Source organism: Mesonia oceanica (assembly GCF_902499555.1).
Classification (GTDB): Bacteria; Bacteroidota; Bacteroidia; order Flavobacteriales; family Flavobacteriaceae; genus Mesonia; species Mesonia oceanica.
On sequence record NZ_CABVMM010000001.1, the window covers coordinates 18,288 to 30,408 of the forward strand.

At 30.3% G+C, this 12,121-nt stretch carries 10 protein-coding genes; all 10 read right to left on the reverse strand.

Annotation, left to right across the window (positions count from 1 at the left end):
• Position 1 precedes the first annotated feature (1 nt).
• Positions 2-988, reverse strand: coding sequence for a polysaccharide deacetylase family protein (locus FVB9532_RS00085; protein WP_150543176.1), 987 nt, complete (start codon positions 986-988; stop codon positions 2-4).
• 1 nt (position 989) lies between these two features.
• Positions 990-1,856 (reverse strand): sulfotransferase, encoded by an 867-nt coding sequence (locus tag FVB9532_RS00090; protein WP_150543177.1) that lies wholly within the window; start codon positions 1,854-1,856, stop codon positions 990-992.
• Positions 1,826-3,064 carry an O-antigen ligase family protein gene (locus tag FVB9532_RS00095; protein ID WP_150543178.1) on the reverse strand — a complete coding sequence of 413 codons (1,239 nt, stop codon included), beginning with the start codon at positions 3,062-3,064 and terminating at the stop codon, positions 1,826-1,828. The genes FVB9532_RS00090 and FVB9532_RS00095 overlap by 31 nt, the downstream gene beginning before the upstream one ends.
• Before the next feature lies 1 nt (position 3,065).
• Positions 3,066-4,988: an alginate lyase family protein gene (locus FVB9532_RS00100; protein WP_150543179.1), complete on the reverse strand. Its 1,923-nt coding sequence runs from the start codon at positions 4,986-4,988 to the stop codon at positions 3,066-3,068.
• A 23-nt stretch (positions 4,989-5,011) separates the two neighbouring features.
• Complete coding sequence (locus FVB9532_RS00105; protein WP_150543180.1) at positions 5,012-6,262, reverse strand: phenylacetate--CoA ligase family protein; 1,251 nt, start codon at positions 6,260-6,262, stop codon at positions 5,012-5,014.
• A 2-nt stretch (positions 6,263-6,264) separates the two neighbouring features.
• The gene (locus tag FVB9532_RS00110) at positions 6,265-7,326 is read right to left on the reverse strand and encodes a glycosyltransferase family 4 protein (RefSeq protein ID WP_194716448.1); all 1,062 of its coding nucleotides are present in this window, start codon (positions 7,324-7,326) and stop codon (positions 6,265-6,267) included.
• Between the two features lie 11 nt (positions 7,327-7,337).
• Entirely contained in the window at positions 7,338-8,558 is a 1,221-nt protein-coding gene (locus tag FVB9532_RS00115; protein ID WP_150543182.1) for an O-antigen polymerase, read from the reverse strand.
• Positions 8,555-9,868 (reverse strand): flippase, encoded by a 1,314-nt coding sequence (locus tag FVB9532_RS00120; protein ID WP_150543183.1) that lies wholly within the window; start codon positions 9,866-9,868, stop codon positions 8,555-8,557. Before FVB9532_RS00120 ends, FVB9532_RS00115 begins: the two co-directional genes overlap by 4 nt.
• A gap of 133 nt (positions 9,869-10,001) precedes the next feature.
• A complete protein-coding gene (gene cysQ, locus FVB9532_RS00125) occupies positions 10,002-10,763 on the reverse strand; it encodes a 3'(2'),5'-bisphosphate nucleotidase CysQ (protein WP_150543184.1) in 762 nt (253 codons plus the stop codon).
• Between the two features lie 13 nt (positions 10,764-10,776).
• Positions 10,777-12,033, reverse strand: coding sequence for a sulfate adenylyltransferase subunit CysN (locus FVB9532_RS00130; protein ID WP_150543185.1), 1,257 nt, complete (start codon positions 12,031-12,033; stop codon positions 10,777-10,779).
• Between the last annotated feature and the right edge of the window lie 88 nt (positions 12,034-12,121).

Below are 12,121 nucleotides of genomic sequence, written 5' to 3' on the forward strand. Positions count from 1 at the left end.
ATTAAAAGGTTTTAAAATGATGATTTTCTTTATAATGTTTTAATAGAAATTTTTTGAGTTTTTCTAATGAGTATCTAGTAAATGCTTTAGGGTGACCAATAATCACAAAGTTTCCCTTGTTTTGAGTTTCTCTTTTATAAAGATAAAATGCTTGTTCTACTAGAGAAGATTTATACCCATCTATAGAAACCACACTATACGAAGAAGATGTCATTAGGCGTAAGGTATCATTTTTTGTTTTTGCTATTGCTTGTCCATCTCCAAATGCCTGATGTTTTTCTTGTTTAAGAAGTTTATGATAAGCAAACTTCCAAAAAAAATAGGGTTTTACTTTTACAGAACTTATAGGTATTTCTGTAAAAAAACCTTCTTGATTTTCTTGAGTTAAATTATCGGAAAATCTATATTCAGTTAAATATTGAGGAACATTTCTAAAATTGTAGTATTGGTCTTTAGAGTTATAATATCCTTTAGGAAATACCGTACTATCAATATAAATATCTTGATTTTTTAAAGCTTTTGCTATTTTGTTAAAAGGCTGTGCACTCCAACCACCGGCTCTATAAGCTTTAGGCTTGCTACCAGTTATTTTATATAATATCCCTGCATACTTTTCTACAATAGTATTAATTTCTTCTTCCAAAAAATCGGAAAGCTTATAGCGTTTGGTATCAAATATCCAATTGTTCCCATCGTAATAGGAATCTTCCCAGTGTGGATGAATATGCAACTCAATAGAATGACCATCTTGAGCTAATTTTTTTATTTGTTGAGTGACCTTTTGATAATCCTTCTTTAATTGCGGATGTTCATTACTTAACATTTCTAAATTCACTAAATAACCCGCATCCACAAAAAAGTTAGCCTTTATATTTAAAGAATCTATTATTTCTAATAATTCTTCAGTAGGCTTTATAATACTATTATCTAAAGTTCCGCTACTTTTACCAAAAAACAATTCATAATCTAATGTTATATATATATTCATCTCAAAGCTTATAATTGTTTAGTTTCATAAAAGGGAATGCGCAGAAATAATAGATAATTTGCTTCTTTCTGGATATATTTTTTTTCCAAGCATTATCTTCAGAAATCTTAATCATTTTATTTCTTTTCATCCTATTTCCTCCAATTATGTGAGGGATCGCATGGCTTTCAGGCAGTTTTACAGACTTTTGTTCTCCTAAATGGTTAAATATTCTTTGTAAAATTTTTTCTGGATTTTGGGTAAAATCTTCATACTTCACCTTAATAACATTTTTATCTAAACGATAAACAACTTCTGAAAAAAAATTAATCACTAAATAATATAAAATTGCACTTAGTGGTTTTTTAGGGGTTTGTACTTTTTTATGAAATGAGTTGATAACTCCTCTCACATCCCTCGTTAAATAAATTCCTTTTACGTTGAATTCTTTTTGCTGTTTTAAACGAAGGTATCTAGCAATGTATTTAGAAGAGTCTACTTTCCATTTTTCTTTTGAAAAGCTTTTTATATTATTAAATATCTTTTTTTGTAGTATAGAATAACTCTTGTTTTCTTTATTTGTAATTAGCAACAAAGGAATATGATGATGCTCCTCCAGATTTTCAGATAAATTTCTATAGTAATCTAATTCAAAATCCTTCTCTACTAAATTTGAAATAATATCGCTCCAATATGGACATCTCTCAAGTTTTTTACCACAAGAACATTCTTTTTCGTCCTGTAAATGCTCTAAAAACTGATGCATTTCCCCTAATGTACAGATATTAGAAAAATTATCCAATACGGTAGCTAATAGAGTGGTTCCGCTTCTTCCGGGACCTAAAAGATATATAATATTTATTTTTTTTGAGCTTTCGGCCTTCTGCATGTTTCATAAATAATTAAACCAGCAACCAAGCTAAAGAATTTTATCCCTAATTCACGTTCTAAAAAACTTTCGGTAACACATGCAAACATACACAAAGCGAGTAATATTGTTAAAAAATATTCTTGATTTATCCAAGCATTTCTAAAAAGCCATACCAAAACTATTATAAAAGCAGAAAAACCTATAACACCAAATGTGCTTAGGTATTCTAGGTATTGATTGTGAGAATTAAAATTATTTTCTATTGCTCTTTTATCATTCATTTTTACGTACTCTTTGTACCTTTCTACACCTACTTTTCCCATTCCTGCTCCAATAATAGGATGATTTTTAAAAACAATATAGGAAGCCTCCAATCTATCAAATCGTTTATCTCCTAGTTTTTCATCTGAAAAATCGAGCATTTTATAATATTTTCTTTTTAAATAATGATTACCATTATTAATAATCATAAATGCACCTCCTCCTATTAGAACCACTCCTATTAAAAATGCTTTCCATTTTCTGTGATAAGCTATATAACCTAAACTGATTATTAGGAAAAAGAGAATTGAGTTTCTAACCACTAGATGAAACAAAAAGAAAGCAAAAATTAAGATGAGAAGAATTGGAAAAAATAAATTTTTTGAAAGCTTCTGTTTATGCACATAGAAACTGTAAAGAAAAATAATAACACTTAACACCAATGCTCCTAAGTAGGGTGGATGAATTTTTATTACTTCCGTTAAATAGGCATTGCTTTTTTTCCAAGTAAATAATTGTGTAAATGGTTCATGGTTTTCGATAACTTTATTGATTACACTACCCCAACAAATAATCGCAGCAAGCAAACAACCTATTGTTAGTGACCAAAATATAATTTTTTTAATGAAAGTTGAATTTGCTTTTATTCTTGAAATAATAAGAAAGCTATAAGGAATAAACACAAAGGACAATGCCCTTGTACTTTCTTTGAACCCTATGGAAATATCGCTGGCATAAAATATTCCTATTATTCTTATCATTAATAATAATGCGGGAATAAGCAATAAGTGATAATTTTCTTTTAAAAAAAACCACAATTTATCCCTAATAGTCTTATAGAGACTTAGTACAACCAAGGTAATAAGTAACCAGGTATTTACCTTTTCTTGCAAAGGCAACAAGAAAGAAAATGCCGCTAATACCCCTAAAATGATTGTGTCTAAATTAATTTTCTGTTTAATCATTTTATTCGCTTACGTTTTTATAAGACATTCTAGTAGTTAAACTAAATGTATTTTTTCTTTTAACCTTTAAACGTACTAAATTAGAAGGGATTTTTGTTCCGAATTTTCCCGAATACCAAGCTAACGGACTTTGCTCTTCTCCTGAAATAATTTCAGCATTTTTAATGAAATCATTTTCAAGTTTTAAGATAGTACTATTCCTTAAAGCTAAAATTTTTTGATTTTCCTTTTTCAGTTGTACTTCCGGATGAAAGTTCCAAAATAATTCAATAGTTACTTCTTGTTCACGAGCAAAAACCAATTCATCTTCAATAACTAGTTTTTTTTCTGATTTTTTCCAAAGAAAACTTCTATTATGCTCAACTATTCCTTCTTTTTTAAATGCATTTGTAGAAGCCTTACAAAGGTTTCCTATCTCATTTTCTATGTATTCATTCACATTTATTTGAGGTCTATTTAACCAACTCATCCTTCCACTATTCTCTGCATGATTGAAACCATTCACCGAAAGGGTGTTATGAGCAGAAATCCCTTTAAAATAATTACGCCAAAAAATGTCTTTTGTATGGTATTGATAGGTTCCGCTATCTATTAAAAAATCTAATCCATTTATTGTTAAATTAAAATGAAAAATATCTGAATGTCCATGGGCTGCCAAAAGGTGATCTCCTATCTTACCAACATCTATAGATAATTTAGAACTGGTTGATTGATCGTACCAAAAAATATATCCTGAACTTTTAAAGAAAGTATTTTCTTCAACGCTTTGTTTTTCTTCAACTTTAAATTGATCTCCAAATAACAAGTAATTTCTAAAATCTAGTTCTTCTTTAACTTTAAAGTTCGTGTTATAAATAAAATTAGAGGTTGCTAATTGCGACTCATAAAGACTGGTTTTCTTCCAATATGGGTATACTACCGCTCCTTCATCATTATCGCCAAATATAGTTTTGGTTTTTTCAAATTCTATATGCTCAATAAAATTGAACATTTTTTTTATGGATGTTTCCGCTTTATTTGAAAATTTTCTTCCTGATGCTTCTATAAAAAGTTTACTAACTAAAAACTGATCGACTACTTCTGCGTGATAATGGGTACATAATTCCATATGAACTCCATCTTCTAATACCTGTCTATCTATTTGTTCTTCTAATAATTTTTTCCACTTTTTTCTCTCTTTTTCCTTACCATTAAAGTAAGATGAGATAACGTTTAATCCCATCAATTCTGCAGTAAGGTGATTATTAGCAGAAGAGTAAAAGGATAAATGGTTTTTTAAAAAGTGGTAACTATTGGTGAGTTGCTTAATAAAATTTTCTTCAAACACTTTAGATACGCAATCAAATTGTTGAAGTATAATATGTGTGTAAATTAAATTTACACTTCTAATGGCCACTTCAATCCCTGAAGTCCAATTAATGGAATACAAATAAGGGTTTTGCGTATTCCAATCATTCAGAATATTTTCCAGTAAGTTTAAATAACAATTACTTTTACCCTCATCTTCGGCAGATTTAAAAGCCAAAAAGGGCATAAAATGAAATCTGGAAAGTTCTGCTATGTATTTTACATCACCATTTACAGCAAAGTCTTGTTTGGCTATATTCCCATAATAATTTAATGGAGAAGTCTTATTATTGGCAAAATCTTTCCGCCAATCGTTAATTTCATTTAGATTTATTTCGACATCAAAAATCGGGTATTCTAGAGTAAATGGACTATTCTTAAAAAATTCCTTTAAGTCTTCCCGTGAATAAGTAGGAACCGTAAACGATTGACTAATGCTAAGTAAAGAAGTTGTATGTTTTGCTTGTAACTTCCCAAGAAATTTTGTTTGATAAACCTGTGGTATTCTATAATTAATTACCTCAGCCACACTCATATTCTTGAGTCGGTTATAGTACCATTTGAGTTTATTCAACATTGTCTAATTTTTTTACCATAATCTTAAAGAGCCCTATTAATCACTAACTTGTATTTTCCTTTTTTTGTTTTGATAAGGTCTTTCTCTTGTACAAAATTTAGCTTAAATTGAGATAACTCACCTATTCGGTTAATTATATTTTGTTCAATATTATTTTTATCTTTTATTGAGAAATTTTTCGCTTTCACCAAGTTTACGGTAAAAAAACCTATTCTCTCCTGAATAATCTGAGCATATAAAACATTCTCTACTCCTTTAAAAACTAAATCCATCCGTCCTATTTGGGTACCGTCTTCTAACAAAAGAACATCATCTATTCTGCCGGTAATCTCTTTTATAGAAACCTCATCACTATCTTTTCGTAGTTGAACCAAATCATCAACTTGATAACGTATTAAAGGAAAGGTAGGGCTAATTAAATTTGTGGTAATTATACAGTCTTTTTTATATTCATTAATAGAATATAATGGAGCTTCCTTATAATCTCCCTGATGTTTTTTTTGAATTAAAGAAATTGTTCGTTCTGCATTACCATAACGATCGTAAACCTTAGTATTAAAGTAACGCTCTATTTTTTCGCGCTGAAAATCATATAAAGTTTCTGAAGAGGTAAAAATCACAGGGACATGTAATTCCAATCCATTTTTTTGAAGGTAATTAGATAAAATTTCCAAAGAACTAGGGTAGGCTAAAATAGTATTGGGCTGAAAGTTTTTAATTTCGTTATAATAAAACTGAAAGTTTTTTTCGTTTAAATTATAACTCGAAAGAAACAAGGTGTTAGCAAAACGATCATACGATTTTAATTGTGAACGTCCTAAAACCCCTCGCAAGGAAACTACTTTTTGACCAAGCTGATGACCTCCATTATTTCTAAAAACTTCGTTATAAGAGGCCTCATTTAAAACACAATCTAGACTATAATAAACTTTTAAAGGTGAACCTGATGTTCCACTTGTGTATGCTGTATGTTTAAAAGGTTTTCCAAAATAAATTTCATCTACTTTATGCTTAATATCTTGTTTGGTAATTACAGGAAGTATCTTGAGGTCTTCTCTATTTTGAACCTGTGAAAGATTGACTCCATATTGGTCATATAAATTTTTATAAAAAGAAGATTTTTGATAGGCTAATTTTAATAATTGCTGAAGTTTTTCTGATTCAATGATCAATCGTTTATCTTCAGAAAATTCATGAAATTCACGTATTTTTCTTAATCGCTTTTTAAATAATGGACCGTATTTTAATTGGTGGTTAATAAACGCCTTTAACATATTTAAATTAAATTTCTATAAATCCCTTCAAGTTCATTGATCACTTTTGATGGGAAAAAGTTTTTAGCTTGTTGGTAAGAAGCTTTTCCATGTTCTACTAATTTTTCAGTGTTCTCTATGTAAAACTTTATCGCCTCTGCAAGTTGTTTTTTATCTCCAGGAGCTACAGAAATACCGTTAATATTATGCTTCAATATTTGTGGAATTCCTCCAACATTGGTAGCAATAATTGGCATAGAATAACTCATTCCCTCTAAAAGAGAAATTGGCAAACCTTCGTTATAGGAAGGCAAGACTAAAATATTAGAGGTTGCTAATAATTCTTCTTTTTTTCTTCCATCAACCCAACCTATATAAGTTACTATATCTTGAATATTACTCTCCCCTATTTTTTGTTTTAATTCATATATAGCTCCATCACCTCCTATCACTAATCTTAATTTATCTTCAAAATAGCTTTTATGCTCAGCAATTACATCTATCAAATCAAATGTTCCTTTTCGTTCACCTATTCTACCTAAAAATAGTAATTGTAAAAATTTCTTTGGTATATTTTGCTCCTGCTCTTTTCGGTAAGCAACAATGTTATTTAAGACAACAAGTTTTTTTGGAGAAAAGTTTTTTTTAAAAAAAATGCTCCATTCTTCTGATAAAGCAATAATCAGATCAGCATTATTAATCATTCTTTGAATATGCTTTTTTACTTTCTTAGAAGCATTTTCATAAAAAACATGATACTCTGCGCCATGAACATGATAGATCAATTTTTTTTTAAAAACTTTTTTAGAAATTAAGAAAAATAGATATTTTCTGTAAAAACTACCTCTTGATGCACCATGGATATGTACTATTTTTATTTTTTTTCCTAAAAAAAACAGCTTTAATAGAAAACCAAAGCACAAAAAGGGAAGTAATAAAAAATTAAGCTTTGTATTTTGAAAATATGCTGATGGATAAAAATTAAATTCTTTTATATTTTCTGCATATAGCCTAAGTACGCTGGCAATTCCGCCTTTTCTTTTTTTATAATTTGGTCCTACAAAAAGTACATTTTTAGTATGCATAAGTCTTTTTTCTACCATCTAATTAAAAGCGCTATAAAACTTACAGCAAGAGTCCCTATAAAGATTAAACGTAATAACGTAATTATTTCATTATTGATACGTTTGTGAAAGTGTGGATTAAAAACAAATATTAAAACCAACAAATAGTATATAAACTTTGGTTCTATAGGAAAATTACCAGAACGAACGCTCCAAAGCAAACCAAAAAAGTAAGTTGGATATAAAATATTATAAAACGGAGAATTTAAAGTTTTAAATTTCAGATAAATGTACCTTGATATCATCCCTATAATCAGAGGAAAAATTAAACTTAAATAACCAAAATCCATAAAGTAACTATATGGAATGGCTGCAGATTGAGCAGTTCTTTTTTCTGTAAATTCTTTTTGTAGGTATTCTGCTCCATGTTCTTCAAAATTGGGTACAAAAACAGCTAAATAAGTTCCAAAAGTGTATTTCCCATATAGATAATTTTCATGAAGCTTATCTACTACATAGGCTCCAAACTTTTGGGATCCTGTTAAGTCCCCTTGGATAACCCAAGCTCCCACTTCTAAAGCAGATTTTTTTCCAGACCTATCTAAATTGTTTTTCCCTCCTAAACGAACAATTTGAACCCATCCTATAAAAAAAAGCATAAGTAACCCTAGGAAAAGAACAATTCCAAACGTTTTTAAACTAACTTTATGATACTGCACATACAATATTAAAGCTCCAACAAGCGTAAAGACAATTAATGAACGCTCAGCGAAAAGAATATTTAAAACTATTGAAATTATAAATTGAAATATATAAAGTGAGTTTTTACGGGAGATATAAAAATAATACGCCACGATACCAAGTAATGAAATAGCTTTGGTGGGGTAATCTACAAAGCCTCCTAATTTACCCATTTTTGTGCGTAAAAAGGGAGAATCACTAATTAGAGGGATACCTCCTACATAAATAAATTTAATGATAAAAAAGCCTAAAAGAATAAAGTAGGTTATGTGAAAAAAGTTAATCATAGAAATACTTATTTCACGTTTTTCTGGTTTTTTTGTTCCCAAAGGAATATAATAACCCAAAAGATAAAATATCACATAAAACACGGTTAATCCTATATATTCTTGTGGATAATCTTCCATATCAATACGCCAACCTAATCCATTAGGAATTAAGGCCAGTAAGCTTATTACTATGAAAAACAGAATGTAAGCGTGTGGATGCGCTATATTTTTAATCCATTTCATCTACTAAAATTTATCCAAGTAACTAACTTTCGCTTCTTCTTTAAATAAATCGCTCCTAGAAGATTCCAACATATCATCCCTAAAGCACTACCAATAGCAACGCCTTCTAGTTTAAGAGGATATACTAAAGCAATACTAAAAATTAAATTTACCATTAGGGATAAAACTAAAAAGCGTTGTAAAGTATGCTGTAAACCTGTCATTTGAAATATTGGTCCTACTGGACCTGTAATTACATTTGTAAATTGTGCCAATAGTAAAATTTTTAAAACTAGACTTCCTTCTTTATAAACTTCACCAAAAATACTTAGAAAAAATTCTGAAAAAACAAATAGGACTAAGAATATCGGTAAGCTGCATAAAAACATCAATTTACTTGAAAAAGCTATAGTTGCTTTAAAATCTTGATGATTATTCATGTGAAAATATTCTGCAATTTTGGGAGTCATAATTGCTACAATTGCAGTGTAGGTAAAAGACACCAAGGTAGCAATTCTAACTGCAGTACTATAAATACCGATATCGGCTTCATCAACAAAAAACCCCAAAATAAATACATCGCTCCATCCCATAATCATCACAATAGAAGATGCCATCAGCATAGGATAGGAATCTTTTAGCATCTTTTTTACAGGTAGAAATGTTACTTGTCCTTTTTTTGAAATAAAAATCTTAAATCGTAATTGCAGATGAATTAATATAATAATAAGTAATAGTGAATAACCTGCTAGATAAGAAAATATAGGTAACTCTATTACACTAACACTAAAAACAAAGTACAATATAGAAAATACAACAGCAGGTAATAGAAATTTTAAAAAGTCGAAATAAATAGAAAATATAGCTAATTGCTTAGTTCCTTTAAAAACCGCACTTCCTATTTCAATTATACTAAAAATAGGAATAGTAATGGCAGCAATTTTTATACTTGTTACAATTTCCGGTTTTTTGTAAAAAAAAGCGATTGTTGTTGAACCAAAAAATATAACCAAAGCTAAAACCGCCGAAAATAAAAAAACAATTCCTAAGCATTTTATAATAATTATTCTTCTTTCTTCGAAATTAGGATGGCTTGCGATCCATTTTACAATTGCAGTAGATAAACCAAACTTCCCTACCATAGAACCTACCGAAAGAAATAAAAAAGCGATAGCAAATATACCCTGTATAGAAGCCCCAAGATTTTGAGCGATTAGCCATATAAATAAAAAGCCGAACCCATAGCCTCCTCCTCTTAAAAATAAAGAAACTAATGCTTTTAAAATGATCTCCCTTTGATTAGGGTTATTGAAGATTTTCTTTAAAAACATATTTTTAATTACCGTTAAATCGTTGGTAAAATTATAAATATTTAATTTAGGTATATAGCTTATGTCTATAATATTAAAACAAAAAAGGAAACCAATTGGGTTTCCTTTATAATAATTGATATGTTATAACTAACTATCGCTTCACCAAAAAGTGTGGATTCAGCAAATTCTCTTTATTATATCTTAATGGTTGATCGTCTTCCATATTGATTACTTCTAACTCTAAACCTTTTAAAACAGCATGCGCTGCAGCGGTATCCCACTCCATAGTTGGGGCAAAACGCGGGTAAATATCGGCTTCGCTATCAGCAATCAACATAAATTTTAAGGAGCTTCCCATCGATACGGTTTGCGCATTATCAAACTTCTTGATATAATTAGCTGTCTCGTCGTTTAAATGAGATCTGGAGGCAACTATTCTCACTACATCTGTTTCGTTCTTTATAAGCTCTAATTTGTGCTGTGGATCCATATTCTCTCCCATAAAAGCCCCTATGTTTTTTCCTCCAAAATAAAGCTTGTCTAAAACAGGTGCGTAAACCACCCCTAAAATAGGCTCATTTTTATGAATTAAAGCGATGTTTACGGTAAATTCTCCATTTTGTTTAATGAACTCTTTGGTACCGTCTAAAGGATCGACCATCCAAAAATATTCCCAATCTTTACGCTCTCCGTAAGGGATATCTCTTCCTTCTTCCGATAAAATTGGAAACTCGGTATGTTCTTTTAATTTCTTGACAATCACTTCATGGGCTAATCGATCTGCTTTAGTTAATGGGCTATCGTCCCCTTTTTTTTCCACATCAAAATCATCAGAATTATAAACTTCTAAGATTTCTATTCCTGCATCCCTTGCTGCATCTATTATTGTTGGTAGATATTCTTTTAATTCCATAGCTTTTTTTGTTTTATAAAATCATTCCGGCAGCCACTGTTTCATTAGTGCTTTCATCAATTAAAATAATGCTTCCGGTATTTCTGTTTTCTCTGTAATCATCAGTCATTAACGGCTTGGTGGTTCGTAATTTCACGCGGCTGATATCATTCATTTTTAATGACTTATCTTCAGTATTTCTAGTATACGTATTGATATCAATTTTATACACTACTTCTTTTATCATCGCTCTTTGCTCATTAGAAGTATGCATAATCGTGTATTTTGCCCTTGGCTTAGCCTCATCTGTATTCAACCAACAGAGCATCGCATCTATATCTTGTTTAGGCTCAGGTTGATTATTGGTTTTAACAATCATATCACCTCGGCTAATATCGATATCATCTTCCAAAGTAATAGCTACCGACATCGGTGCAAAAGCTTCTTCTAAATCTCCATCTTCTGTGTGAATGCCTTTTATGGTTGAAGTAAAGCCTGAAGGTAAAATAGTCACCTCATCTTTAGGTCTAAAGATTCCGCTAGCTACTCTTCCTGCATACCCTCTAAAATCTATAAATCCTTCACGTTGTGGTCGTAATACAGTTTGTACTGGGAAACGGGCATCTATTTTATTAATATCACTACTAATATGAAGGGTTTCCAGTTCGTATAATAACGGAGAACCTTGATACCATTTCATATTTTCTGAACGATTCACTACATTATCTCCTAACAATGCACTAATAGGGATATAGCGGACATCTTTAATCAACAATTTTGAGGAAAACTCTTCAAATTGACTTACAATATCATTATATACTTCTTCTGAATAATCAATCAAATCCATTTTGTTAATGCAAACAATAATATGCGGAATTTGAAGTAAAGAAGCGATAAAAGTGTGACGCTTTGTTTGCTCGATTACCCCATGACGTGCATCGATTAAAATAATGGCCGCATTTGCGGTGGAAGCTCCCGTTACCATATTTCTGGTATATTGAATATGGCCCGGAGTGTCTGCAATAATAAATTTACGTTTGGGAGTCGTAAAATAACGATACGCTACATCAATAGTAATCCCTTGCTCCCGCTCGTCTTTTAAACCATCAGTAAACATGGCCAAATCTACGCCTTCGTGACCTTTTTTCTTACTAGAATTTTCTACTGCTTCGATCTGATCTTCAAAAATTGATTTCGAATCGTATAAAAGTCGACCGATTAAGGTACTTTTCCCATCATCTACACTTCCGGCAGTAGTAAATCTTAGTAATTGGTTTTTATCTATTTGCATTGGTTTAAAATTTTAAGCTTACCAATTTTGCAATTAGTTCGAATTTATAATTTCTCTAAAAGCTATTGGTAAACAGATGTTTTTTTTT

Bases quoted from the DNA above. Each gene is read 5' to 3' on its own strand.
- FVB9532_RS00085 (WP_150543176.1), bottom strand. From the start codon at position 988: ATGAATATATATATAACATTAGATTATGAATTGTTTTTTGGTAAAAGT.
- FVB9532_RS00090 (WP_150543177.1), bottom strand. From the start codon at position 1,856: ATGCAGAAGGCCGAAAGCTCAAAAAAAATAAATATTATATATCTTTTA.
- FVB9532_RS00095 (WP_150543178.1), bottom strand. From the start codon at position 3,064: ATGATTAAACAGAAAATTAATTTAGACACAATCATTTTAGGGGTATTA.
- FVB9532_RS00100 (WP_150543179.1), bottom strand. From the start codon at position 4,988: ATGTTGAATAAACTCAAATGGTACTATAACCGACTCAAGAATATGAGT.
- FVB9532_RS00105 (WP_150543180.1), bottom strand. From the start codon at position 6,262: ATGTTAAAGGCGTTTATTAACCACCAATTAAAATACGGTCCATTATTT.
- FVB9532_RS00110 (WP_194716448.1), bottom strand. From the start codon at position 7,326: ATGCATACTAAAAATGTACTTTTTGTAGGACCAAATTATAAAAAAAGA.
- FVB9532_RS00115 (WP_150543182.1), bottom strand. From the start codon at position 8,558: ATGAAATGGATTAAAAATATAGCGCATCCACACGCTTACATTCTGTTT.
- FVB9532_RS00120 (WP_150543183.1), bottom strand. From the start codon at position 9,868: ATGTTTTTAAAGAAAATCTTCAATAACCCTAATCAAAGGGAGATCATT.
- cysQ (WP_150543184.1), bottom strand. From the start codon at position 10,763: ATGGAATTAAAAGAATATCTACCAACAATAATAGATGCAGCAAGGGAT.
- FVB9532_RS00130 (WP_150543185.1), bottom strand. From the start codon at position 12,033: ATGCAAATAGATAAAAACCAATTACTAAGATTTACTACTGCCGGAAGT.